Genomic DNA, 25,760 nt, shown 5'->3' with positions numbered 1-25,760 from the left:
CATTGCGTGTTCCGTGTCACTAAAACCGACCCGAGGTGCCAAGGCTGGCTCAGCGTCTTCTGCAGTTACCGTGTCAAGATTGTCAGGTGGCTGTTCGACAAATCGCGATTCTAGGTTCTACTGGTTCGATCGGAACGCAGGCGTTAGAGCTGATTTCTGCTCACCCTGACCGTTTTCGTGTGTCCGCGCTGTCTGCGGGCGCCAACGTTGAGTTGTTGGCCCGTCAGGCTGTTGAGTTCGGGGTGCCTGTCATTGGGTGTGCTGCCCACGCCGAGGCGGTAGTTGCCTCCGCTGTAGACGCAGCTGCCAGCGAAGCAGGTAAACCGAACCCGGTGCGTGAGATTGTGTGTGGCCCCGAGGCGGCCGCAAGGATCGCAGCCATGCCCACCGACACGGTGCTCAACGCCATCACGGGAGCGGCCGGACTGACCGCCACCCATGCCAGTTTGCAGGCCGGAACAGACACGGCCTTAGCGAACAAAGAGTCCCTCATCATCGGGGGCACCATGATCACTGACCTGGCAACCTCAACGGGCGCTCGCCTTCTGCCCGTCGACTCGGAACACTCTGCCCTGTGGCAAGCCTTGCGCGCGGGCACTCACGGGGAGGTCGACAGGTTAGTCTTAACCGCCTCGGGCGGTCCTTTCCGAGGCATGACCCGCGAACAGTTAGAGCGTGTGACTCCGCAACAGGCTCTTAAACACCCCACGTGGGACATGGGGCGGGTGATCACTACCAACTCCGCGAGCCTGGTGAACAAGGGGCTCGAAGTGATTGAAGCGCACCTGCTGTTTGACGTGCCATACGACCGGATCGACGTCGTGGTTCACCCGCAGAGCAACATTCATTCCATGGTGCAGTTTGTGGACGGCTCCACGCTGGCGCAAGTGTCGCCACCGGACATGAAACTTCCGATCGCGTACGCCTTGGGATATGAAGAGCACATTCCAGCAGCCACGGCGCCAAACGACTGGACACAACCCGTGACGTGGACCTTTGAGCCGGTGGACCACAATGCGTTCCCAGCCTTGGGGTTGGCGGCCCGGGCAGGGCGAGCCGGTGGAGTGCACCCCGCGTGGTACAACGCCAGCAATGAAGTTTTCGTGGACGCGTTCCACGACGGGCACATCACCTTCACCGCAATCAGTAACGGCCTGGCCGCAGCCTTGGACAAGGCAGACCAGCTGAACGTAGAAAACAACGTCACCGGTGGCCTTACACTTGAACAAGTTTTGGAAGCTGACGCACACGCCCGCACCTGGGCACACGAATGGGTGAACGCATGACAGTCCTGCTGTACATTCTGGGAGTCATCCTGTTCTTGGCCGCAATTGGCCTGTCGATCGGACTCCACGAAATCGGCCACTTGGTGCCTGCCAAGAAGTTCGGCGTCAAGGTCACCAATTACATGATTGGCTTTGGCCCAACCCTGGTGTCCTTTAAACGCGGCGAAACTCGCTACGGAATCAAACTCTTGCCCTTGGGCGGGTTTATCGCGATGCCGGGAATGTACCCGCCCAAAGAAGCCACGCACACGCGCGCACAAGACGTGCCAAACGAAAAAACCGTTCAAGGGATCGTGCGTGAGGCAGCCAAGAAACGTCACGCAAACCAGGAGCTGGCTCATTCGCAGGCCCAGGACCACACCGACCCCCAACAACCCGTGGTGACCGACACGCGGGAGGACGGGACACCTCGGAAGGGGCGCCTGTTTGAAAACACCCTGGCCGACGCCCGCGAATTTTCCAACCGCGGCATCGAACCAGGTGAAGAACACCGCACGTTCTACGCGTTGAACCTGCCCAAACGCCTGGTGGTGATGTTCGGTGGGCCGTTCATGAACCTGCTGTTGGGAATCGCAATCCTGGCGCTCGTGCTTTTAGGAATCGGGGTGCCTGGCCCTTCCACCACCGTTGCGACCGTGGTCGAATGTGCCGTCCCCGCCTCAGAAGCTCAAGCCCGCCAAGCGGCAGGAAACGACGACTGCACACCTAAAGACCAGCTCACCCCAGCGTGGGAAACCGGCATCAAACCCGGCGACAAAATCCTCGAAATCGGGGGAACCCCGGTTGAGTCCTGGGATCACATGACCGAACAGATCCGCGCAGCCGCTGGAACCACGGTGCCCATTAAACTGGAGCGCGACGGCCAGGTGATCACCAAGGACGTGCCGATTATCACCTCGGAACGCCCCAAAACTGACGAAAACGGCGCCCCCATCGTCAACTCCGACGGCATCCCTGAAACCGAACAAGCCGGGTTCCTGGGAGTCTCACCCACACAAGAGCTCAACCCCATCCCGGTAAGCGAATTCCCCGCCACGGTATGGTCCTCGATCACTCAGACCTTCAGCGCGCTGTTCCACTTGCCGCAGCGCCTGGTCGAAATCGGTCAGATCGCCATCAGCGGGGGAGACCGGCCTGCTGACGGACCAATCGGTGTTGTGGGAATCGGGCGCGTCGCCGGCGAAATCGTGTCCACGGATCTGTTCGATGTCGTGGACAAAGTTCAACTGGGCTTAAGCCTCGTAGCCTCCTTGAACTTCTTCCTGTTCGCCTTCAACCTGGTGCCATTGCTGCCCCTGGACGGCGGTCACATTGCGGTCGCGCTGTACGAAGGCGCTCGCCGGCGAATCAACCTGGCCCGAGGTCGTGGCATCGTTGGTCCGTTCGACACCGCCCGTTTGCTACCGCTCACCTATGGGGTCGTGGGAGTCATGCTGGTCATGACATTCCTGTTGCTCTATGTGGACCTGTTCAATCCGATTACCTTGCGTGATCTGTTTGGCGGATAGGCCCAGCACACATCGCACTCACGAAGACATAGAATGAACTCATACCGCGTGGAAGGGAAAGAATGCCTGCCGTAAATCTTGGAATGCCATCGACTCCCACTGTTTTGGCGCCTCGGCGCAAAACCCGCCAAATCAAAGTTGGAAGTGTGGGTGTGGGATCAGACTATCCCGTGAGTGTGCAGTCCATGACAACCACCAAAACCACGGACATCAACGGCACGCTCCAACAGATCGCTGAACTCACCGCCGCCGGGTGTGACATTGTGCGCGTGGCCTGCCCAAGTGCCGACGACGCTGAAGCTCTCCCGGCGATCGCCCAGAAGTCCCAAATCCCAGTCATCGCTGACATCCACTTCCAGCCCAAGTACGTGTACGCCGCGATCGAAGCCGGGTGTGCCGCTGTACGTGTGAACCCCGGAAACATTCGCAAGTTTGACGACCAGGTCAAAGAAATTGCCCAGGCTGCCAAAGACCACGGCACCTCGATCCGCATTGGTGTCAACGCCGGGTCACTGGACAAGCGCATCATGCAGAAGTTCGGAAAAGCTACTCCAGAGGCCCTGGTCGAATCGGCCGTATGGGAAGCCTCACTGTTCGAAGAGCACGACTTCCACGACTTCAAAATCTCCGTGAAACACCACGACCCCGTCATCATGGTGGAGGCCTACCGCCAGCTTGCCGAACGCGGAGACTGGCCGCTCCACCTCGGCGTGACCGAAGCCGGCCCAGCCTTCCAAGGGACCATCAAATCTGCGACCGCGTTTGGCGCGCTGTTGGCAGAAGGGATCGGTGACACGATTCGCGTGTCGCTGTCTGCCCCGCCGGTTGAAGAAGTCAAGGTGGGAACCCAGATCCTGCAGTCGCTCAACCTCAAACAGCGCAAGCTGGAAATCGTGTCGTGCCCGTCATGTGGGCGTGCGCAGGTTGACGTGTACGAACTAGCCGACAAAGTCACTGAAGGTCTCAAAGGCCTGGATGTGCCGCTGCGTGTGGCCGTCATGGGGTGCGTTGTCAACGGACCCGGTGAAGCTCGCGAAGCCGACCTGGGTGTCGCATCTGGAAACGGCAAGGGCCAGATCTTCGTCAAGGGTGAAGTCATCAAGACTGTGCCGGAATCCAAGATCGTGGAAACCCTGATCGAAGAAGCCCTGCGTATCGCTGAAGAGAACGGCGACCCGTCCGGTGAAGCAGAGGTTGTCGTCGGTTGATCCGACTAGCGCCCCTGCTTCACCATCACACACCGTGGGTGCAGGGCGTATGCGCGGGCGACCCAGCAGGCACCATCACCATTCAACGACTGGTTGACGGTGCTGGAACCGCCCAAATTGACGCACCTTCCGGAGTCATGTGGGGTGCCCCCAGCGAACAGGGGAGTGCGCTGACACCAGAGTCAGCGTTTTGGATTGGGTATTCCGTCACTCCGCTCACTCCGTCACTTAACGGAACCGCTGATGTAGCTGCGGTCCTAAACCGCCGAGGTCGTTACACGTGTTCCGTAGTAGGGCACCGGGCCCCGGTATTGGATGTGTACCGCAGGCTGACATGGGGGCCGCCACGGGGTATCCGACCGCATCAACCGCTACTTGTGGCTTGTGAGCGGCCGGCAGTTGACGAAATCCCGGTGCGAGTCGCAATGGCTGAAGACTATGAACAGGTGTACGCGGCATCTGTGGCAATGTTCACTGAAGAAGTGGGATTCTCACCTGAACGCCCGAACCCTTCCGGGTACCGGGCGCGCGTGCGATCACTCTTGTCCGGTGGCCACACGCTGGTGCTCACCGACGCTGACACAGTGATCTTCAAAGCCGACCTAGGCATCATCTCCAGTCGAGCCGTTCAAGTACAAGGCGTGTGGGTCCACCCCTCCTACCGCGGCCAAGGTATCGCCAGCCGAGCCATGGTTTCCGTGACACGACACGCCCTTGCGTACGCACCCACGGTGAGTCTGTACGTCAACTCGTTTAACACCTCGGCACTGGGCGCGTATGCGCGCGCGGGCTACCGCCAAATAGGCGAATTCGCCACAGTCATGTACTGACACCGGGCCACCCTGAGGCGGTTCAATGCGTGGGACGAGACCGCTCACGCTGTCACATAAGGTGGGCCAATGCACATGGAAATCTCAGAATGATCTAGCATTGAGGTGTTTGAATTCGGCCTTTGGCCGGTACCTGTCGGTCGAGGCGCGCATGCCTCCCTGAACATACGGACGTTAAATATGATGATGGCAACTTCGAATAAGAAGAAGAAAAAGAAGAAGGGAAAGAAGGGGAAGAAGGGCGCATCCTTTGATCCCAAGTCCCTGATCAAGCCCGCAATCTGGGCAGGCGTAGCAATTGTCGCGATTGTCATCGTGGTACTGATCGCCAACTGGTTGCGGAGCCTCGACTCTGTTGCAGCTTTCATTGAGAAGTACCCAGGTGAGTACGAACTTCCAGAAGGCGCGCCAGTAGGGTTCCCCGCATGGTTGAACTGGCAGCATTTCCTCAACATGTTCTTCATGCTGCTGATCGTGCGTTCGGGTTGGCTCATTCGCACCACGCCTAAACCAGACTCGTTCTGGACACGCGACAACACCAAGTTCATCAAGACTAAGGGTGAACCCAAGAAGATGTCGATGAACCACCTCATCCACTTCTCGTTCGACACGCTGTGGGTGCTCAACGGTGTCATCTTCTTTATCCTGCTGTTCGTAACAGGCCAGTGGATGCGTATCGTACCTACCAGCTGGGAAGTGTTCCCCAACGCGCTGTCGGCTGCCCTGCAGTACGCCTCCATGAACTGGCCAATGGAGAACGGTTGGATCAACTACAACGGTCTTCAGCAGCTGGCTTACTTCACCACCGTGTTCATTGCTACCCCGCTGGCCATGATCACCGGTCTGCGCATGTCGGAAGTCTGGCCAATCAAGGGCAAGTTCAACGACGTGTACCGTGTTGAACACGCAGCGAAGATCCACTTCCCAGTCATGATCTACTTCGTTGCATTCACCGCTGTTCACGTGTTCCTGGTGTTCGCAACTGCGATTGCAGCAGGCAAGGGGCCGTTCGCAAACCTGAGCCACATGTTCGCTGCCGCACCAGACAAACCAATTCTGGGTCTGATCTTGTTCCTGGTTGCACTCGTCGTCATGGCTGCCGCTTGGGTAGTGATCCGCCCAATCTTCATGGCCCCAGTAGCCGGCAAGTTCGGAAACGTAACGACCCGATAAGGGCTTCGTGTCTAGCCGCTAAGAGCGAGGAGCCGGGAGCCTGGCTTAGAAGGAGGACCGTCCGCGTAACTTATCCAGTGCGCGGCGGTCCTTTTTCGTGGGCCGGCCCGTGCCCTTGTCGCGCCGCGGGACGGGGGCACGGAGAAGCGGGCTGGGTTCGGGGGAGTTGTCCACGTAACATGCGCGCGCAACCGAGGCGGGACCTCGGGTAGCTAAAAACCCTTGCACCACCAGAATCCGGTCAATTCCGTGGCGGCGGATGTGGACTTCGTCGCCAATTTTGACCTTGTACGACGCTTTGACTTTTTCACCGTTAACCCGCACGTGACCACCCTTGATAACGGAAGCTGACAAGGTGCGGGTCTTGAAAATGCGCACTGCCCACAGCCACGAGTCGATGCGCTGCGAACCGTGAGAGTCAAACGTGGGCTCAATCATGCATTCGAGCATAGAACACCAGGTGGTAATCTGTGCCCAGGCCCGGTTTTGGCCAATCAATGAGTTGAATCAGGAGTTAGATCTATGCCCTTGCGGATGTCCACGCTTTTTGTGCGCACTCTCAAAGAAGAGCCCGCAGACGCAGACGTCAAGAGCCACAAGCTGTTACACCGTGCGTCCTACATTCGCCGTTCAGCTCCAGGAATCTACACGTGGTTGCCGTTGGGCTTGCGGGTGTTGGACAAGGTCGAGGCTATTGTTCGCGATGAAATGAACAAAGCTGGCTCGCAGGAAGTCCACTTCCCTGCGCTCTTGCCCGCTGAGCCTTATGATAAGTCTGGCCGCTGGGAAGCTTTTGGTGAAGGTATTTTCCGCCTTCAAGACCGCAAAAAGGCCGACTACCTTCTAGCGCCCACCCACGAAGAAGTGTTCACGCTTCTGGTCAAGGACCTGTATTCGTCATACAAAGACTTGCCCGCCAGCCTGTACCAGATCCAGACCAAGTACCGTGATGAAGCCCGGCCACGTGCGGGTCTGTTGCGTGGGCGCGAATTCATCATGAAAGACGCGTACTCTTTCGACATTGACGAGGCGGGGCTGGACGCTGCGTACGAAAAAATGCGCAAGGCCTACATCAACGTGCACAACCGGTTGCAGCTGCCGTTCGTCATGGTGGAAGCCACCCCCGGCGCTATGGGTGGTTCCGGAACCCACGAATTCCTGTACCCATCCGAGGTGGGTGAAGACACCTACGTACGTACCGACGGCGGATACGCCGCAAACGTCGAGGCTGTCACCACGGTTGTGCCTGAGGAACTGGACTACTCCGACGCCCCAGCGGCCCAAGTGGTACACAGCCCTGGAACCACCACGATCGCTACTCTGGTGGACTTTGCTAACACGCACCACCCGCGTGAAGACCGTCCGTGGACCGCGGCCGACACGCTGAAGAACGTCGTGTGCACAGTGGTTCACCCTGACGGTGAACGCGAAGTGGTTGTTATCGGTTTGCCCGGTGACCGTGACGTTGATCTGGGACGTGCCGCTGGAACCGGCATGCTGGGATCCGGCGAAGTCGATCTGGAACCGGCAACGGATGAGGACCTGGAAAAGCACCCTGAGCTGGTGAAAGGTTTCATTGGGCCAGGAAACAGCCTGGATCAGGCGGTTCTGGGTCTGGAAGGCTCCACCAAGATTCGCTATCTGCTGGACCCGCGCGTGGTCAAGGGCACCCGCTGGGTCACAGGTGCAAACGAAATCGATAAGCACGTGTTTGGTTTGGTTGCGGGCCGTGACTTTGTGGGTGATGAGTTCATTGAGGCCGCCGAGGTCGTCGCTGGTGACCCTGCCCCCGACGGCTCGGGTGAGCTTCAGCTGGCGCGCGGTGTCGAAGTTGGTCAGATCTTCAAGCTTGGAACCCGTTACGCAGAAGCCTTGGGGCTTTCTGTTTTGGATGAAAACGGAAAAGCTCGCGTGGTGACGATGGGTTCATACGGAATTGGCGTGTCGCGTGTTCTGGCCTGCATTGCTGAAGAACACGCCGACGACAAGGGCCTGGTGTGGCCAGCAAATGTGGCACCTGCCGATGTTCACATTGTTGCGACCGGAAAAGACGCACAGGTCTTTGACGTGGCTGAAGAGCTCACGGCAGAAGTTGAGAAGGCCGGATACACGGTCCTGCTGGATGATCGTCCAAAGGTGAGCCCCGGTGTGAAGTTCGGTGACGCTGAACTTTTGGGTATGCCCACGGTCGTTGTGGTGGGCCGAGGCCTCAAAGACGGCGTGGTTGAACTGCGTGACCGTGCTACTGGCGAAACCACGAACCTGCCCGTTGACACTGCCGGTCAGAAGATCATTGACGCTATCGCGCAGAAGCTGGATGCGATTAACAACATCGAATTGCTTGAACAGTAAGAATGCTGACCGCGATCCTCAGCCAGCCTGAAGCTCTTGCTGTCGCACATGTTGATCTAGACATCACCACGATTCTTCTCCTGGTGTTGGCAAGCGCTTTGGCTGGCTGGATCGACGCTGTTGTAGGTGGCGGTGGCCTGATCCAGTTGCCTGCGCTTTTGCTGGTGCCAGGCATGACGCCGATCCAGGCTGTCGCCACCAACAAGATTGGTTCGATCTGTGGCACGACAGTGTCTGCCACCACGTACTTAGCCAAAGTGAAGGTCGACAAATCGGTCACCGTGCCGGGCGCGATTTTCGCGTTGATCGGTGCCGTAATGGGCGCTCTGGTTGCTTCACAGATCCCTGAAAAAGCGTTTACCCCCATCATTCTTGTCGTGCTCATTGGGGTGGGTGTTTTTACGCTGGCCAAACCGTCTTTGGGTACTGAGGCGCGTTTACGGTTTAGTGAGCGTCCGCGTATGCATCACGGGGTGTCGTGGCTCATTGGCCTGCTGGTGGGCATGTACGACGGCGCACTGGGGCCCGGGACGGGTTCGTTCTTGGTCATTGGTCTTGTCGCGGTTGTGGGCTTTAGTTTCTTGCAGGCTTCAGCGAGCGCAAAGGTGATGAACTGGGCCACCAACTTTGGGTCGCTGCTGTTCTTCGTGCCTGCTGGCTTCGTTGTGTGGAAAGCTGGGCTCGCAGTGGCTGTGGGGAACGTGATCGGCGGGTTCTTTGGTGCCAAACTCGCGATTTCTAAAGGTTCCAAGTTTGTGCGCGTGGTGTTCGTGGTTGTGGTCAGCGCCCTGGTGCTCAAACTGGGTTTCGACATGATCCGCGAAAACCTGTAGGTGCCTTCACCCCAGTTTCTTCAGGGAGTGCGCATTGACGCCATAAGACCCCATTCCGGCTAGCGCGCGGGCAACCCACAAACTGCGGTCGGCATCTCCGTAGGCTTTCTGGGTACCACCTCGGGCGGATTTGAGGTACCAAAACATGTTGGCAACTTCGCGGGCGATCGACGCTCCCAACCCAAACTGTGGGTCAATCCCGGCGTGCTGGCACAGCGAGACCGCAAAGTCATACAGCCACTTGGCTTGTTGCGCGGGATCAGGTGTGGGGATTTCGTAGAGCCGGTTCCACAGCATGGGCGCCACCATATACGCTGCGGGCCCCAGAAGCGGTTGCGGGTCAATTGCCTTCCACGTGGAGATCCCGTTGGCGTCGGGGTGGCCGGCCAGAATGTTGTAGTAGTGCAGGTCGGCGTGCAGCAAGTACGACTCTTGTGACTGCGCCAGCCGCGTGGTCCACATGTGCGCCTGGTCAATGACTTGGCGGTCTTCGGGGCGGAAGCTGCGGTAGTCGGCAAGTGCCTGTACGTTGCTGTTGAACTTGTTGAGCCACCCTTGTGCAATGTCTTGCACGCGAACAAATCCACGCCCCCCGTGCACGGTGAGGACTCGAACCAGTTGCCCCCAAATGGGTGGCACCTGGTCAAGCGGGACCGTGGAGAGGTTTTCAGCGGTGATCAACCGTTCTTGCAAAGTTGCGCGGAAAGACGAGTCTTCTTGGATGATCCGCACCGCACCGCGTCCGTTCCATGCACGCAGAGCTTCTAGTACTTGCGCGTGGACATGCGGGTTCGCGGAGTTAGGGGAGGCGAAGCGCACAATCGCCTGGTAGTTCTCTTTTGTCAGGACCGGGACAACCAGGCTTTCGGCTCCTGCCCAGGGTGAACCGGGTACGGGGTCTGGAGTGAGTGACCACCTGTCGCACAGTTCGTTGAACATGAAGGGGAGTGCTGCAGCCCATGCGTCGGCGCGTTCGGGGCCAATGAGTTCGCCCACCGCACCTAGTAGTGACTCCGGAACCTTCACAGCTTCTCCTAAAACCTCAACAGCTCAAACTTACCCGCCTTTTGGGTTGCGCGGGCGGATTCGTACAGGTGGCGCAGGGCAAACGCGTGTACTTCCTTTTCAGTCTGCGGGTCTTGGGGGTGTGCAAAAGTGAAAACGCTTGGGAGAGTCGCGGTGAGGAGGCTTTCGGCTTCTATTGCGAGTTTTTTGGTGTCGCGCGGGTCGCTGGGGAGTTGCCACGCGGGTTTGTTAGCGGGCAGGTTTTCGACTCCGACCGAGGTGGCAAAGGACCTGGCTTCTTCTGCCGCGTGGGCCAAGAGGTCGTGACGGTCTCTCACAAACATGCCGTATGGCGATTTTTCGTCTTCAAACACGGCTAAGCGTTGGTACGCGTACGAACTCTTGTGGCAGGCGGAAATGAATTCCGCCAAGCCGTCGGTTTTCTTCCCTTCTTCGTCTTCTGATTCGTCCTTGTGTTCGTCAGCCTTGTCCTCTTCGGAGTTTTGTTCCGGTGCTGGTGTGGGGTTGACAACCGGGGAAAAGGAGTCGACGAGCTTGCGTTCCTCGGCTTTGAAGTCGCGCAGAAGGACCAGGGCTGCGCCTACTGCTACGTCGGCAAGGGTCGCCGAGGTGGCCCCTGCGAGGCTGGTGAAGTCGCCTGTGATTGCGGAATGGATTTCGGTAAGCGCGTCTTTGAAATTGCGTTGGGGTTCAGGGGAAGGGGACTCGGTTGCAAGTTCGCTGGGTGGGGCCCACACCGGGCCCACCGCTTTGCTCAACCGGTCGCGAACCGACGTCTCTTCTCCCGTCGCTTGCGTGTTCTCAAGGATCCGTGCCACACGGTTGCGCACCGTGTCGGTTGGGGTGAGAGTGGGAAGCTCGGGGTCGGAATCAACCCGGATTCCGCACCCACTTGTCAGCGCAACTGCGGCTGTGAGGGCCAAAAAACTCCTGCGACCCAGCGTCCCTTTTCCTTGCATAATGGCAATCTTAGCGAAGGGACAGGCCCAGTGAAATGAACTCAAAAGGTCGCTTGACGTGCCTTGTGCCAGTAGAGTCTCGTGTAACGGTTCTGGAAGGAGTCCACATGAAGAATGAAGCTCAACAGGTCACCGATCTGATCCGCACTCCACTGTCAGAAGAGGGACTCATTGTCGAAGACGTGAAAGCTCACGCCGCGGGACAGTACCGCAAGGTCACTGTCGTGATCGATTTGGACACCGACACCTCGGACCCGGTCTCTTTGGACACGATCGCCCAGGCCACAAAGATCGTGTCAGAACTCATTGACGACGTGGAATTGTTTAACGACAAGCCCTATGACTTGGAGGTCACATCGCCGGGAGCAACCCGAGAACTTACTGAGAAACGTCACTTCCTGCGGAACCGAGGCCGCAATCTGGATGTGCGTACCAATGGCCCCGCTTATACCGGTGAACTCGTCGATGTGACGGATAAAGGCATCACGTTGATGGACGCGAAAAAAGTAGATTATGTGATCCCGTTTTCAGACATTACGAAAGCAAAGGTCGTTTTAAAATTCCGCTAGCCTCGTGAATCCATTAGGGTTACACCTACACGTTCATTCGTGAACAGCTGACATTTCAATAGAGCCGGATAAGCGGCAAAACGGAAGGCCAGATACGTGGACATCGACCTGAGCGCGCTAAGAATGATCGAGCGTGAGCGCGAAATTCCAATGAAAGTGCTCGTGGATCTGATCGAACAGGCTCTTCTCATTGCGTATCAGCGCACAGAAGGGTACTACCCTGACGCCCGCGCTGAACTCGACACGAAAACCGGCAAGGCTACCATTTGGGCAGTCGAATTCGATGACGACGACAACCCGATTGGCGAATTCGACGACACTCCCGAAGGCTTTGGGCGCATTGCCGCTCAGACTGCCCGCAACGTGATCCACCAGCGTTTGCGTGACGTTGAAGACGAATCGGTTTTGGGTTCGTTTAAGAACCACGAAGGTGAGATCGTCTCTGGCGTGATCCAACAGGGCAAGTACGAAGACATGGTTCAAGTGAACCTCGGTGATGTGGAAGCTGTGCTACCGCCGCACGAACAGGTGCCAGGGGAAACCTATGAACACGGTCGTCGTATCCGCGTGTACATCACCGATGTGCACAAAGGCCAAAAGGGCCCATCCGTCACCGTTTCACGTTCACACCCAAACCTGGTGCGCAAACTGTTCGCACACGAAGTCCCAGAAATCGCTGACGGTCAAGTGGAACTCGTGTCACTTGCCAGGGAAGCGGGACACCGCACCAAGATCGCAGTAGCGGCCAAGGTGCCGGGCCTGAACGCAAAGGGTGCTTGCATTGGTGAGTACGGTTCCCGTGTGCGCGCTGTCATGGGTGAACTTGGTGAAGAAAAAATCGACATTGTCGATTACAACGAAAACCCGGCCAAATTCGTGGCCAACGCTCTCTCGCCTGCCAAAGCGTCCAAAGTAGAAGTGCTCGATGAGTCTGCGAAGATGGCGCGCGCTTTTGTTCCGAACGACCAGCTTTCGTTGGCGATTGGGAAAGAAGGCCAGAACGCGCGTTTGGCAGCGAAACTGACCGGGTGGAAAATCGACATTGTAGGTACTGATTAGAGCCATTTGGCGAATGTGTAGAATGGATAGGTGTCTTGTGAACCTATCCGCATGTGTGTGGGGTGCAGAAAAGTAGAACCCACAAGCAAACTCTCACGGTTTGTCTCTGTTCAGGGTTCGTTGACTGCAGACACCCAACGCACACTCCCTGGCAGGGGAATGTGGATTCACCCTACACAAGCGTGTTGGAAAACAGCGCGAAAAAAGAACGCGTTCGCACGGGCGCTTCGGGTGCGTAACCTAGAAGTTCCCGATCTACCGATTACGGAAAGTAGTTAGCGAAATGGAAACCACGTAGTGAGTGCTCAGAAATGACACCCAGACTTATTGGTTGTGAGCAGTGAAATGAGATCTGTTCACTTACGATGAGGTTCCTTCCTGTCCGGAAGGAACCCGGACAGGAGAAATGTGGCTAAGCCCCGTGTCCATGAGCTCGCGAAAGAGCTCGGCACTACCAGCAAAGATGTGCTGGCAAAACTTGAATCACTGGGCGAGTTTGTTCGCTCAGCATCTTCAACAGTTGAAGCGCCTGTTGTTAGGCGTGTGAAAGAACTGTACGCGTCAAGCAACGCAGACTCTGCTGGTGACAAGCCAGCAAGTGGCTCGAAGGCTGGCGCTAAGAAAACAGCAACGAAGACGGCAGCAGCCAAATCTTCCGCGGCAAAGCCCGGAGCGGCCAAGTCGACTACCGCTAAAACTTCTGCCACTAAGACTGCGGCAGCCAAGCCAGCGGCACCTAAGCCCGGAGCCCCCAAGGCAGGAGCAAAGGAGACCGCACCTAAGGAAGCGCCTGCCAAGAAACCTGCAGCTCCTAAACCAGCACCTGCTGCTGGCAAGCCAGCTACAGAAAAACCAGACGCTCAGAAGCCAGCTGCTTCGACCTCGGCGCCCAAACCAGGCGGAGCCACTCCTAAGCCTGCACCCAAGCCAGGTGTTCCAAAGCCAGGCGCGGCCGCCTCGGGAGCTAAGCCAGGACCCAAGCCGGGTCGCCCAGGAGCACGCCCGGGCAACAACCCGTTTGCGTCTTCGCAGGGCATGCCTAAACCAGGCGCCAAGCCAGGTCCTAAGCCGGGTCGCCCAGGAGCACGCCCAGGCAACAACCCGTTCGCTTCCTCGCAGGGTATGCCTAAACCAGGCGCCAAACCAGGACCACGCGGTGGTGACGACCGCGCACCACGCCCGGGACGCGGGCCACGCCCAGGCGGCGGCCCCAAGCCAGGCGCACGTCCAGGCGCACCACGCCCCAACCCTGCGATGCTCAAGAACTCCGCTCTGGCTAAACCAGCACCGTCACGTGGTGGCGGCCACGGTGGCCCAGGAGGACCCGGTGGTCCAGGTGGACCCGGCGGACCGGGAGGACCAGGTGGCGGTCGCCCAGGTGGCGGCGGTCGTCCGGGTGGACGCGGAGGTCGTGGCGGCCGAGGTGGCACCCAGGGTGCATTCGGTCGCGGAACCGGACGCTCGAAGGGACGCAAGTCCAAGAGGGCGAAGCGCCAGGAGCTCGAAGAAATGCAGGCTCCCGTCGTCGGCGGTGTCAAGGTGCCCCGCGGCGACGGCGAAACACCCCTGCGTTTGCGTCGTGGCTCCTCGCTGGCTGACTTCGCAGAAAAGATCAACACTGATCCAACCAACCTGGTGACTGTGCTTTTCCATCTGGGCGAGATGGCAACCATCACCCAGTCGTTGGACGAAGACACATTCAAGATTTTGGGTGAAGAACTGGGCTACAAGATCCAGATTGTGTCCCCAGAAGACGAAGACCGTGAGCTTCTTGAAGCCTTTGACATCGACCTTGATGCAGAAGCAGAAGAAGATGAAGAAGACATGGTTCCACGTCCGCCTGTCGTCACCGTTATGGGTCACGTTGACCACGGTAAGACCAAGCTTTTGGACGCGATCCGTTCGTCGAACGTGGTGTCTGGGGAAGCCGGTGGTATTACCCAGCACATCGGTGCATACCAGGTGAGCGTGGACCACGAAGGCGACAAGCGCCCCATCACGTTCCTTGACACCCCAGGTCACGAAGCGTTTACCGCGATGCGTGCCCGTGGTGCCAAGTCCACCGACGTTGCGATCCTGGTGGTCGCAGCTGACGACGGTGTGATGCCACAGACGATTGAAGCGCTCAACCACGCTCAGGCGGCAGATGTCCCGATCGTGGTGGCAGTGAACAAGATCGATAAAGACACGGCGAACCCGTCGAAGGTCATGCAGCAGCTCACGGAATACAACCTGGTTGCTGAAGACTACGGTGGTGACACCATGTTCGTGCCGATTTCGGCGCTTCAGCGTAAGGGTATTGACGACCTTCTCGAAGCTGTTCTGCTTACCACGGACGCTGCTCTTGACCTCAAGGCCAACCCTGATAAGCCTGCACGCGGTATCGCGATCGAAGCCAAACTGGATAAGGGTCGTGGTGCAGTGGCAACGGTTCTGGTCGAATCGGGAACCTTGCGCCAAGGTGATGCGATCGTGTGTGGAACCAGCTTTGGTCGTGTGCGTGCCATGTTTGATGAAAACGGTCAGCAACTGGAAGAAGCAGGACCTTCGCGCCCTGTCCAGGTGCTGGGTCTGTCGAGTGTTCCGCGGGCTGGTGACAGCTTCCTGGTCACCGATGACGACCGTACAGCTCGTCAGATCGCTGAAAAGCGTGACGCTATTGAACGTAACGCTGCACAGGCTCGTAGCCGCAAGCGCATTAGCCTTGAAGACTTCACCAAGGCCCTTGAAGAAGGCAAGGTTGACATGCTCAACCTCATTCTTAAGGGTGACGTCTCCGGTGCGGTCGAAGCTCTGGAAGACTCGTTGCTCAAGATTGATGTTGGCGATGAAGTGGACCTGCGCATCATCCACCGTGGGGTGGGTGCAATTACCGAAAACGATATCAACCTGGCGACCGTGGACAACGCGATCGTTATTGGTTTCAACGTGCGTCCGGAAGCCAAGGCTCGCGACCTCGCGGATGCCGAAGGCGTGGACGTGCGCTACTACTCGGTGATTTACGATGCGATCGACGACATCGAATCTTCGCTCAAGGGCATGCTCAAGCCAGAGTACGAAGAAGTCCACACCGGATCCGCCGAAATCCGCGAAGTGTTCCGTTCTTCCAAGTTCGGAAACATTGCAGGTTGTATGGTCAAGGACGGTGTCATCAAGCGCAACGCTGGTGCTCGCGTCACACGCGACGGGGTCGTTGTGGGCGACAAGCTCACGGTCGAATCCTTGCGCCGTTTCAAGGACGACGCAACAGAGGTTCGCGAAGGCTTCGAATGTGGTATCGGTCTTGGAAGCTTCAACGACATTCGTGAAGGTGACATGATCGAAACCTTCGAAATGCGCGAAAAGCCACGTGACTAACTGGAAGGACACTACTCATGGCTGATTCCACACGTGCCCGCAAAATAGCGGATCGCATTAAAGTGATCGTTGCGCAGACGCTGGAGAAGCGTGTCAAGGACCCGCGCCTGGGCTTCATCACGGTGACCGATGTTCGTGTCACGGGTGATCTGCAGAACGCGACCGTGTTCTACACGGTGTTCGGGGATGACGACCAGTTAGCTGCGACGAAGGCTGCTCTGGACTCCGCTAAGGGACTCATTCGTTCCGAGGTGGGGAAAGGGCTACAGATTCGTCTCACGCCTAGCTTGGAGTTTGTTGCAGACTCGGTGCCTGCAGCTGCCGCTGAGCTTGACACGCTCATCGCGAAAGCGCAGGAATCCGATGCCCGTGTGGCGGAACTCGCAAAGAACGCTAAACCCGCTGGTGAGGCTGATCCGTACCGGAAGCCTCGCGAAAGCGAAGAGGGTGTCTAAGCGACATTCTTGACCCAGAGGCCCCTTGTCGTTTGACAAGGGGCCTCTGGCCGTTAAACTTTTCATTGGTAACGAAATGATCACGAGCGTATTAAGGGACTGTATCGATGGGTAAACACTCAGCACCTCAGAAGTCGAAGACCTCAGTCAGCGACTTTATGTGGGCGGTAGTTGGTGCCAAGCCTCGTGGTCGCCGCACGGATGACAAGGCGACAACCGCAACTGGCGTTATGCGAAGCGTGCGCCGTCGTCCCATGCTCGCTGCCGTTGTCGTTCCCGTGGCTGCAGGTGCAGCACTGGTGACAACTGCCACCATGGTTGCCGGTGGTAATGACTCTCAGGACTCCCAGGTCGTAGCCGAATCGCACGCTCCTGAGAATAAAGAACAAGACTTCACCGCATCGGAAGGCATTTCGGTTGACGGTAAGGACCAGGACATGTCAGCTTTTGCTTCTGGCCTGTCCAAGGTTGAAGCAAAGTCGGCTCCAGAAGAGACGAAGTCTGCATCGTCAGGATCGTCTAGTTCGTCGGGATCGGCCGCAAGTGCAGGCGGTGGCGACTCTGTTGACCCTGGAAGCTCTGACAAGCCAGTGAGCGGAGCTCCATGTGGCGTCTCCGCATCCATTGAAAGCGGACTCACTCCAAATGCAATTTCGGCGTACCGCGCAGTGTGCGCGAACTTCCCTCAGGTCAAGTCCTACGGTGGACGCCGTAACGACCCGGGTTCGGACCACAACAACGGTCAGGCTGTCGACGCGATGATCCGTGGCCAGGTTGGTGACGAGATCACTGCGTTCCTCATCAAGAACCGCAAAGAACTCAACATTAAGTACGTGATTTGGGAGCAGAAGATTTACGCTCCATACACCGGTTGGAAGGGTCGCCCCATGGAGAACCGTGGTGGCGATACTGCTAACCACTTTGACCACGTTCACATTTCGGTGAACTGATTCGTGGGCGCTCCCGGCCCCACGGGCATCCTTGTCGTCGACAAGCCCGGTGGCATGTCGAGCCACGCCGTTGTTTCGCGGGTTCGTAAATGGTTTGGCACGTCTAAAGTTGGGCACGCGGGAACGCTCGACCCCATGGCCACAGGTGTTTTGGTCCTGGGGCTAGGTAAAGGAACCAAGCTCCTCACGTATTTAGTGGGCGCTGATAAGACATATTCGGCCACCATCCGTTTGGGGGCCTCGACTCCCACCGATGACGCTGACTCTGCACCTGACAGATTTGCTCCCGCAGATGCTGTTCGTGGCCTGGATCAGGCGTCGATTGTGCGTGAGGTTGAGCGCTTAACGGGACAGATTGAGCAAGTGCCCAGCGCTGTTTCCGCGATCAAGGTGGATGGTAAGCGGGCATATGATTTGGTGCGTGCTGGAGAAGACGTGCAGCTCAAAGCGCGCCAGGTGACGGTCTCGCGTTTTGATGTTTCTGCGCCTGAGCTGGTGGCGTGTGAGTATGAGGGTTCACCTGCGTGTGAATGCGTGGACCTTGAGGCGAGCGTGGACTGTTCTTCCGGCACGTATATCCGCGCCCTTGCCCGCGACCTCGGAGACTATCTGGGGGTGTATGGGCATTTGACTCGGTTGCGTCGTGACCGGGTTGGGCCCTTCACTCTCGATCAGGCTGTGGACCTGCCGTCTTATGAAGCGCTGGGGGAGGGCGTTGCGCCTGTGCCCCTTGTGTCGCTGGCCGAGGTGGCAAGAGCTGTCCTGCCCACCGTGGAGTTGAGTGGGGAGCAGGCGATCGATGTGGCCCACGGTAAATTTATTGACGCTCCAGCAGGTAGTGGTGGGCAGCTGTGTGCCGGTTTGTATCAGGGAACATTGGTTGGCGTGCTGGAGCCACGCGCTGGTGGGCGTGCATTGAAAGTTGCCACCGGTTTTGCTCAGCCCTCCGATCTACACAACCATTAGAGGTTGTATTTCGTTTTACAACCTGAAAAGGTTGTTTGTCTGTGAATGTGCGCTACACTCCTACTATGTTCGTTCTGACCGTCGACCAGCAGGGGTCACGCACCGCGCCGGACCGCATTCCTGAGCTCCTCAGTGCTCTGAAAGGCGTGCCCACGGTTCTTCCGTTTGTGCGAACTGTGGGCGATGAAGCGCAAGCTGTTTTTGACTCGGCGCTTCACGTCGTTCAAGCGTGTATCGGCATCGCGCGTGCCGGGCAATGGTCTGTTGGAATTGGGGTAGGCGAGGTGGAACAGCCGCTCCCAGACAGTTCGGACCAAGCCCGTGGTGAGGCTTTTATTGCGGCCCGTAGCGCTGTAGAGGCCGCAAAAAACTCGTGGTCACCTCTGTGTGTCCACACATCGATGTCGCGCGAAGAAGCTGTTCAAGATTCCCAAGATGCACAGACTGTTCTACGACTTTTGTTCGACTTAATTGCCCGAGCCACAGATACTCAGTGGCGTGTGATTGACGCGTTTCGAGATGCGCCTAGTCCTTCTCAGGCGGACATTGCTCAGAGCCTAGGGATCTCGCAACAGGCCGTGTCGAAGTCTTTGCGAGCTGGACGGGCTGCAGGCATCATGGAAGCGATCGACTGCGCTGAACGATTGCTTCACCGAGCTCATCAACCTTGGGAAACACATGCTCATTGACCTGCTTATCGCCGCTGGTGCCGCGCTACTCGCGGCAGCTGTGGGTGTGCCTGTAACTTCTGGAGTCTTGCGGCTGGCGGCCCGCGAAGACGGGGCAGGTGAGAGCGACCTCGGCGAGCTAGAAAGTGACGAGGGCGCCACCCCGGAAACCAACTCAGATGCGCAACCGGATGCCAGCACGGGTGTGATGCGTGGTGGCCTCATGATCGGAGTGCTGGAACGCGCGCTAGCTGCGGCGGCCGTAGCGCTGGGGCGTGGAGAAGTGTTGGCCGTCATCATCGCAGTAAAAGGTCTGGGGCGGATTCCTGAACTGAAGAGTTCGCGTGCCGCAGGTGAGCGGTTCATCATTGGTACGTTCGCGTCCTTGGGTGTGGGCTGCGGTGTTGGGGCAGTCGCCTTCTGGCTGGCGCAGGTTGTGTAAAGTAATCCCTGGCTAACGCTTGGGAGTCGTAGTGCGTGTGTGCGCAAAAGGAATGCGCTGAGAAAAGGAGTGCGTGTGGAGGTTATTCGGTCCGCTGATGAGGCCGCCCATCTATGCGCGCTCACTCTGGGTAATTTCGACGGTGTGCACATTGGTCATCAAGCGGTTTTACGAACGCTTGTGCGCGTGGCTGATGAGCGAGGTCTCACCAGTCTGGCAATGACATTTGATCCGCACCCGGCGGCCGTGCACCGCCCTGATCACAAACCCCAGCTCATTACTGGGCTCGATGAAAAGCTCAAGCGCATCGCAGCGACCGGCGTGGACGCTACCCTGGTGCAGCCGTATTCGCTTGAGTTCGCAGACCAGAGTGCTGAAGAGTTTATTGAGTTTTTGGCTCGCGACGTGGGAGTGCGAGCCATCGTGGTAGGTCGCGATGTGCGTTTTGGTCGCGGGAACGAAGGCGATTTGGCCACCCTGCAAAACCTGGGGCGGCGTCACGGTGTCGAAACTGTGGTGGCGATCGACGACCTCGGCGACGGTGAGGGCCTTTCCCGGGTTTCTTCCACGCACATCCGCTCCCTGCTGCTGGACGGCAATGTAGAAGACGCCGCGCGCATGTTGGGCAGGCCCCACGTGGTTACCGGAACGGTGGTCAATGGCAATGCCCGAGGTCGTGAAATGGGATTCCCTACCGCCAACATCGGTGGTGACGTGGCTGGTTTGATTCCGTCTGACGGCGTGTATGCAGGGTGGGTGTACTTTGCCGATGGTCGGCAACAGCCTGGCGCAATTTCGGTGGGGTCAAACCCCACGTTCGACGGTGATGACCGCCGTGTTGAGGTCAATGTTGTGGGTGTTGAGTTCCCCGATATGGACGTGTACGGCGAACCTGCGCGCGTGGAGTTTGTTGCGCACATTCGCGGGCAGATCGAGTTTTCCGGCATGGACGCACTCATTGAGCAGATGCGTGACGATGTGAAAAACGTGTCTGCGGTTTTGGAAGCCGAACGGCAAAAGGCCTAAAAGCGCGCTGTGAGGTCAGCTCAGCGCGGCTCAGGGCGGCCCGAGGTGGGGGACCGCTGAGTTCGCAGTGGCCACAAGATTCGTGTTAAGGTAGTCCTTGCCGTTTTTCCGGCCGCGGTTCCATAGTGCTCGATGTGTAAGACTCGGGCGCCGCGCAACGAACATGTAAGGAGTAGCCAATGGCTCTTGATCCTAAGGTCAAGCAGGAAATCATCAAAGAATACGCAACCCACGAGGGCGACACCGGCTCTCCTGAGGTTCAGGTTGCTGTTCTGTCACGTCGTATCTCCGACCTGACCGAACACTTCAAGACTCACAAGCACGACCACCACTCACGCCGTGGTCTGCTGCTTCTGGTCGGTCAGCGTCGTCGTCTGCTCAAGTACCTGGCCGACACTGACATCGAACGCTACCGTTCGCTGATCGCACGCCTGGGTCTGCGTCGCTAAGGTTTCATCGTTTACGTATGTGAATGCATAGGTGAACGAACTGCTGAAATCCCTCACCCCCTGTGGGTGGGGGATTTTTGTTGCCCTCTTGATAGACTGGCAAAGTCCATGTCGCGGGAACATGATCCGGTGGTCGACAGTGGCCTCCGCGGTACGCATCGCGTGGGTCTCGATCGATGACCGGGTAGACGCGCACAGAAGAATAGGCGCCCCGCGGTCCATCAATGAACGGAGACATCTTGGGAATCAATCCCGAAACCGCTGTTGCAGTTATTGACAACGGCAAATTTGGAAAGCACGAAATCGAATTTGGCACCGGACGTTTGGCCCAGCAGGCCGCAGGATGTGCCACCGCAACACTTGACGGCGAAACCACGCTGCTCTCAGCAACAGCCGTCAGCAAGAACCCACGCGAAGGGTTCGACTTCTTCCCACTCACAGTTGATGTGGAAGAACGCATGTACGCAGCCGGCAAAATTCCTGGCTCGTTCTTCCGCCGTGAAGGACGCCCAACCACTGACGCAATCCTGGCGTGCCGCCTGATTGACCGTCCTCTGCGCCCCTCCTTCGTGAAGGGACTGCGTAACGAAGTTCAGATCGTGGTCACTGTGCTGTCCATGCACCCAGACCACCTGTACGACACGCTCGCAATCAACGCAGCATCCATGTCCACACAGCTGGGCGGACTTCCATTCTCTGGTCCTATCGGTGGTGTGCGCATCGCTCTCATCGACGACCAGTGGGTTGCATTCCCCAACTACTCACAGCTAGAAAACGCTGTTTTCGACATGGCTGTTGCCGGTCGCGTCGTTGGCGACGACGTCGCCATCATGATGGTCGAAGCAGAAGCAAGCGAAAACTCTTGGGACCTCATCCAGGGTGGAGCACGTAAGCCAACGGAAGAAGTTGTCGCTGAAGGTCTCGAAGCTTCAAAGCCGTTCATCCGTGAACTGGTACGTGCACAGCAGGAACTCGCTGACCGCGTTGCCAAGCCAACCGCAGAGTTCGAACTCTTCAAAGACTACGAAGACGACGTCTACGAAGCCGTGCGCGAACTCGCGTGGGACAAGCAGACCCAGAACTTCCAGATCGCTGACAAGCAGGAACGCGAAGCAGCGGGAGACGAACTTCTCTACTCACTCTTGGACGACCTCGGCGAGAAATTCGAAGGCCGCGACTCTGAGATTGTGGGTGCGCTGAACTCCATGACCAAGGAGATCGTGCGCAAGCGTATCCTCACTGAACGCGTCCGCATTGACGGACGTGGGCTCAAGGACATCCGCCCGCTAACAGCAGAAACCAACATTCTGCCTCGCGTGCACGGTTCGGCACTGTTCGAACGTGGCGAAACCCAGATCATGGGTGTCACCACGCTGGACATGCTCAAGATGGAACAGCAGATCGACTCACTGACCCCAGTGACGTCCAAGCGTTACATCCACCACTACAACTTCCCGCCATACTCCACCGGTGAAACTGGCCGTGTGGGAAGCCCTAAGCGTCGCGAAATCGGACACGGTGCGCTTGCAGAACGCGCTCTCGTTCCTGTTATCCCATCGCGTGAAGACTTCCCATACGCAATCCGTCAGGTGTCGGAAGCACTGGGGTCGAACGGATCCACCTCCATGGGTTCGGTATGTGCGTCCACCATGTCCCTGCTTTCGGCAGGTGTCCCACTGCGCGCACCTGTTGCTGGTATTGCCATGGGGCTCGTGTCTGATGTCATCGACACCGACCAGGGCAAGCAGACCGCTTACGCTGCGCTGACCGACATCCTGGGTGCAGAAGACGCCTTTGGTGACATGGACTTCAAGGTCGCCGGAACCAAGGACTTCATCACCGCGATCCAGCTGGACACCAAGCTTGACGGAATCCCAGCCTCGGTTCTGGCCGCAGCCCTCAAGCAGGCTCGCGAAGCCCGCCTGGCCATTCTGGACGTGCTCACGGAAGCGATCGCCGAACCTGGCGAGATGGCCCCAACGGCACCACGCATCATCACCGTCAACATCCCAGTTGACAAGATCGGTGAAGTTATTGGTCCTAAGGGCAAGATGATCAACCAGATCCAGGAAGACACCGGTGCTGACATCTCGATCGAAGATGACGGAACCGTATTCATTGGTGCAACGGACGGGCCAGCAGCTGAAGCTGCACGTTCAGCAATCAACGCGATTGCTAACCCGCAGGTTCCAGAAGTCGGTGAACGTTACCTGGGTACCGTTGTGAAGCTCATGAGCTTTGGTGCGTTCGTATCGCTCACCCCAGGCAAGGACGGCCTGCTCCACATTTCTGAGCTCAAGAAGCTCAACGGTGGCAAGCGTGTCGAAGACGCAGAAGACGTTCTGGGCGTTGGTCAGAAGATCCAGGTGGAAATCACCAAGGTTGATGACCGTGGCAAGCTCAGCCTGCAGCCTGTCATCGACGAAGACGCTGAATCTTCTGAAGAAGCTAAAGAAGAAGCTAACGAAGACTAAATCTGCTGGTTGACTATTGCTAACAGAAACTCTCCTTGGGGAGGGTAGTGGGATTTATCGCACTACCCTCCCCAACGGCATTCGCGTTATTTCAGAAACAATCCCCGGGATCCAGTCCGAGACCGTAGGGGTGTGGGTCGGATCAGGTTCGCGCGACGAAACTGACGACAACGCTGGCTCCACGCACTTCCTTGAGCACATGCTGTTCAAGGGCACGGCCACACGCAGTGCAAAAGATATTGCGCGCACATTCGACCGTACAGGTGGCGAAGCCAATGCGATGACGGCCAAAGAATGCACGGCCTACTATTCGCGGTGCTTGGTCGCTGACCTGCCAGATGTGTGCGCAACCCTGTGGGACATGGTGCTGGCATCCACCTTGGACGTCGCCGAATTTGAGCGAGAACGCACCGTGATCCTGGACGAACTGGCCATGGGCGCAGACGACCCAGAAGATGTCCTGTTCGAAGCGTACGACGAACTCATCTACGCAGGTTCACCTTTGGGCCGGCCCGTTGGTGCCACAAAAGAACGTATCCAGGCACTGGTCCACGACGAACTTCAGCACCACTACCGGGATGCGTACGTAGGACCCCGGTTGATCTTCTCAGCCGCTGGCGGGGCTGACCATGAAGACCTGGTTGACCTTGTCTGGCGCGCAACCCAGCACCTGCCGGAGGCGGCAGCGCCAGTGGGAACGACCTCGGGCAGGATGACCCCCGTCTTTTCACCGGGGGAGCGGCACATTGCCCGCCCCACCGAACAACAGAGCCTCATCATGGGTGTTGCGGGGTTGCACGACGGCCACGACGACCGGTTCACCCTCACCGTCCTGGCTTCGTTGCTGGGCGGTGGCATGTCCAGTCGCTTGTTCCAGACCGTGCGCGAAGAACGTGGCCTGGCGTATGCCGTGCACACCACGGGGTCGCAGTATTCGGACGTGGGGGACTTTGGGATCTACGCCGGTTGCGCGCCCGCGGTTGCCCAGCAGGTTGTGGACTTGTGCGTTGAGCAGTGCCAGCGGTTGGCTAGTGAGGGTCCCATGGCCGCCGAGGTGGCAGACACCGCCGCGCAAGTGTCGGCTGCCACTGTGTTGGGGATGGAGTCGACCGCGATTCGGATGAACCGTTTAGCTAAGAGCGAATTGTCCAACCGGCCACTGGTCGATGCGGCTGAACTAGTTGAGCGGGTCCGTGGCGTGACGGCCGAGGACGTGCAGGCCCTGGCGCAAAGATTGTTTGGTGGGCCGTGGGCTTTGTGTTCCTTGGGGCCTGCGGACAACGTGCGGTTGAAGTAGGCGGGCGCGGTTGCGGTGAGTGAGACGCATCGAACTCTGACGATAGTCTCAGTTGCGCAAACGTTGTAACGTCATCGTTTGCGCGATAGGCTCAAGTTAGTGGTGGTCAGACGACTACCAGTACCTTTTTTGAGGAGGAAAACATGGTTGAGCAGTACACGCTCCCGGACCTGCCCTACGACTACGCCGCACTTGAGCCACACATTTCGGCCAAGATCATGGAACTTCACCACGACAAGCACCACGCCACCTACGTCAAGGGCGCAAACACCGCTCTTGAACAGATGGCTGAAGCTCGCGAAAAGGGCGACTTCTCCACGATCGGCAAGCTGTCGAAGGACCTGTCCTTCAACCTGGGTGGACACGTCAACCACTCGATCTTCTGGAACAACATGAGCCCAGACGGTGGCGACAAGCCAGAAGGCGAACTCGCTGCTGCAATCGACGACCAGTTCGGTGGCTTCGACAAGTTCCAGGGCCAGTTCACTGGTGTTGCTACTTCGATCCAGGGCTCCGGTTGGGCAATCCTGGGTTGGGACATGCTGGGTCAGCGCCTTACCATTGAGCAGCTGTACGACCAGCAGGGCAACGTCCAGGTTGGATACGTCCCACTGTTGCAGCTGGACATGTGGGAGCACGCGTTCTACCTCGACTACCAGAACGTCAAGCCTGACTACGTCAAGGCATGGTGGAACGTTGTGAACTGGGAAGACGTAGCGGCTCGCTTCGACCGCGCACGCAACCAGACCAAGGACGTTTTGCTGGGCTAAGAGCTCACATCTGACACGTGCCGGGAACCTTGCGGGTTAATGCTCAAAATGTGTGTATGGGCCTGGCGTGTCAGGGGTGTCTTCCTGCCCATCCTTGTCGGAG

At 58.0% G+C, this 25,760-nt stretch carries 24 protein-coding genes; 21 read left to right on the top strand and 3 right to left on the bottom strand.

Annotation, left to right across the window (positions count from 1 at the left end; genetic code table 11):
* Positions 1-86 precede the first annotated feature (86 nt).
* From dxr to QP868_RS06325, 5 genes are all read left to right on the top strand, one after another.
* A complete protein-coding gene (gene dxr / locus QP868_RS06345) occupies positions 87-1,286 on the top strand; it encodes a 1-deoxy-D-xylulose-5-phosphate reductoisomerase (RefSeq protein ID WP_284925764.1) in 1,200 nt (399 codons plus the stop codon).
* Entirely contained in the window at positions 1,283-2,794 is a 1,512-nt protein-coding gene (locus tag QP868_RS06340) for a M50 family metallopeptidase (protein ID WP_284925763.1), read from the top strand. Before dxr ends, QP868_RS06340 begins: the two co-directional genes overlap by 4 nt.
* Positions 2,795-2,856: 62 nt before the next feature.
* The gene (gene ispG, locus QP868_RS06335) at positions 2,857-4,002 is read left to right on the top strand and encodes a flavodoxin-dependent (E)-4-hydroxy-3-methylbut-2-enyl-diphosphate synthase (RefSeq protein ID WP_284925762.1); all 1,146 of its coding nucleotides are present in this window, start codon (positions 2,857-2,859) and stop codon (positions 4,000-4,002) included.
* Positions 4,003-4,040: 38 nt separating this feature from the next.
* Positions 4,041-4,832 carry a GNAT family N-acetyltransferase gene (locus QP868_RS06330; RefSeq protein ID WP_284925761.1) on the top strand — a complete coding sequence of 264 codons (792 nt, stop codon included), beginning with the start codon at positions 4,041-4,043 and terminating at the stop codon, positions 4,830-4,832.
* Positions 4,833-5,018: 186 nt separating this feature from the next.
* On the top strand, positions 5,019-6,005 hold the full coding sequence (locus QP868_RS06325; RefSeq protein ID WP_473964632.1) for a cytochrome b/b6 domain-containing protein: 987 nt from the start codon (positions 5,019-5,021) through the stop codon (positions 6,003-6,005).
* 45 nt (positions 6,006-6,050) lie between these two features.
* On the opposite strand, the gene QP868_RS06320 is transcribed toward QP868_RS06325, so the two are convergent.
* A complete protein-coding gene (locus QP868_RS06320) occupies positions 6,051-6,443 on the bottom strand; it encodes an RNA-binding S4 domain-containing protein (protein ID WP_284925759.1) in 393 nt (130 codons plus the stop codon).
* A gap of 84 nt (positions 6,444-6,527) precedes the next feature.
* On the opposite strand from QP868_RS06320, the gene QP868_RS06315 reads away from it, so the two are divergent.
* A complete protein-coding gene (locus tag QP868_RS06315) occupies positions 6,528-8,357 on the top strand; it encodes a proline--tRNA ligase (RefSeq protein ID WP_284925758.1) in 1,830 nt (609 codons plus the stop codon).
* Positions 8,358-8,359: 2 nt separating this feature from the next.
* Positions 8,360-9,190 (top strand): TSUP family transporter, encoded by an 831-nt coding sequence (locus QP868_RS06310; RefSeq protein ID WP_005885655.1) that lies wholly within the window; start codon positions 8,360-8,362, stop codon positions 9,188-9,190.
* Positions 9,191-9,196: 6 nt separating this feature from the next.
* On the opposite strand, the gene QP868_RS06305 is transcribed toward QP868_RS06310, so the two are convergent.
* Together QP868_RS06305 and QP868_RS06300 are read right to left on the bottom strand one after the other, a co-directional pair.
* Positions 9,197-10,216 carry an aminoglycoside phosphotransferase family protein gene (locus tag QP868_RS06305; protein WP_284925757.1) on the bottom strand — a complete coding sequence of 340 codons (1,020 nt, stop codon included), beginning with the start codon at positions 10,214-10,216 and terminating at the stop codon, positions 9,197-9,199.
* An 8-nt stretch (positions 10,217-10,224) separates the two neighbouring features.
* Positions 10,225-11,139 (bottom strand): hypothetical protein, encoded by a 915-nt coding sequence (locus QP868_RS06300; RefSeq protein ID WP_284925756.1) that lies wholly within the window; start codon positions 11,137-11,139, stop codon positions 10,225-10,227.
* A gap of 143 nt (positions 11,140-11,282) precedes the next feature.
* Here QP868_RS06300 and QP868_RS06295 point away from each other — a divergent pair, with 143 nt between their 5' ends.
* The 14 genes from QP868_RS06295 to QP868_RS06235 all read left to right on the top strand — a co-directional run bounded on the left by QP868_RS06295 (position 11,283) and on the right by QP868_RS06235 (position 25,657).
* Positions 11,283-11,744, top strand: a complete 462-nt coding sequence (locus QP868_RS06295; protein ID WP_284925755.1) for a ribosome maturation factor RimP — start codon at positions 11,283-11,285, stop codon at positions 11,742-11,744.
* 96 nt (positions 11,745-11,840) lie between these two features.
* Positions 11,841-12,803: a transcription termination factor NusA gene (gene nusA, locus QP868_RS06290; protein ID WP_284925754.1), complete on the top strand. Its 963-nt coding sequence runs from the start codon at positions 11,841-11,843 to the stop codon at positions 12,801-12,803.
* A 51-nt stretch (positions 12,804-12,854) separates the two neighbouring features.
* Positions 12,855-13,082, top strand: a complete 228-nt coding sequence (locus QP868_RS12095) for a YlxR family protein (protein WP_083801448.1) — start codon at positions 12,855-12,857, stop codon at positions 13,080-13,082.
* A gap of 129 nt (positions 13,083-13,211) precedes the next feature.
* Positions 13,212-16,160 carry a translation initiation factor IF-2 gene (infB, locus tag QP868_RS06285; RefSeq protein WP_284925753.1) on the top strand — a complete coding sequence of 983 codons (2,949 nt, stop codon included), beginning with the start codon at positions 13,212-13,214 and terminating at the stop codon, positions 16,158-16,160.
* Between the two features lie 17 nt (positions 16,161-16,177).
* Positions 16,178-16,615 carry a 30S ribosome-binding factor RbfA gene (gene rbfA, locus QP868_RS06280; RefSeq protein ID WP_284925752.1) on the top strand — a complete coding sequence of 146 codons (438 nt, stop codon included), beginning with the start codon at positions 16,178-16,180 and terminating at the stop codon, positions 16,613-16,615.
* 107 nt (positions 16,616-16,722) lie between these two features.
* Entirely contained in the window at positions 16,723-17,565 is an 843-nt protein-coding gene (locus tag QP868_RS06275; protein WP_284925751.1) for a VldE C-terminal domain-containing protein, read from the top strand.
* A 3-nt stretch (positions 17,566-17,568) separates the two neighbouring features.
* Positions 17,569-18,531, top strand: coding sequence for a tRNA pseudouridine(55) synthase TruB (gene truB / locus QP868_RS06270; RefSeq protein WP_284925750.1), 963 nt, complete (start codon positions 17,569-17,571; stop codon positions 18,529-18,531).
* Between the two features lie 65 nt (positions 18,532-18,596).
* Positions 18,597-19,220, top strand: coding sequence for a MarR family transcriptional regulator (locus QP868_RS06265; protein WP_284925749.1), 624 nt, complete (start codon positions 18,597-18,599; stop codon positions 19,218-19,220).
* Entirely contained in the window at positions 19,210-19,641 is a 432-nt protein-coding gene (locus QP868_RS06260) for a hypothetical protein (protein WP_284925748.1), read from the top strand. Before QP868_RS06265 ends, QP868_RS06260 begins: the two co-directional genes overlap by 11 nt.
* Before the next feature lie 75 nt (positions 19,642-19,716).
* Positions 19,717-20,667: a bifunctional riboflavin kinase/FAD synthetase gene (locus QP868_RS06255; protein ID WP_284925747.1), complete on the top strand. Its 951-nt coding sequence runs from the start codon at positions 19,717-19,719 to the stop codon at positions 20,665-20,667.
* Between the two features lie 179 nt (positions 20,668-20,846).
* The gene (gene rpsO / locus QP868_RS06250; RefSeq protein ID WP_005883569.1) at positions 20,847-21,116 is read left to right on the top strand and encodes a 30S ribosomal protein S15; all 270 of its coding nucleotides are present in this window, start codon (positions 20,847-20,849) and stop codon (positions 21,114-21,116) included.
* A gap of 224 nt (positions 21,117-21,340) precedes the next feature.
* Positions 21,341-23,590, top strand: a complete 2,250-nt coding sequence (locus QP868_RS06245) for a polyribonucleotide nucleotidyltransferase (RefSeq protein WP_284925746.1) — start codon at positions 21,341-21,343, stop codon at positions 23,588-23,590.
* 16 nt (positions 23,591-23,606) lie between these two features.
* Positions 23,607-24,887 (top strand): M16 family metallopeptidase, encoded by a 1,281-nt coding sequence (locus QP868_RS06240; protein WP_284925745.1) that lies wholly within the window; start codon positions 23,607-23,609, stop codon positions 24,885-24,887.
* A 143-nt stretch (positions 24,888-25,030) separates the two neighbouring features.
* A complete protein-coding gene (locus tag QP868_RS06235; RefSeq protein ID WP_005883575.1) occupies positions 25,031-25,657 on the top strand; it encodes a superoxide dismutase in 627 nt (208 codons plus the stop codon).
* The last annotated feature ends 103 nt before the right edge of the window (positions 25,658-25,760 follow it).

The organism is Brevibacterium sp. UMB1308A (assembly GCF_030230605.1).
GTDB lineage: Bacteria > Actinomycetota > Actinomycetes > Actinomycetales > Brevibacteriaceae > Brevibacterium.
Note: the sequence above shows the minus strand (reverse complement) of the source record. Positions and strands in the feature narration are given on the sequence as shown.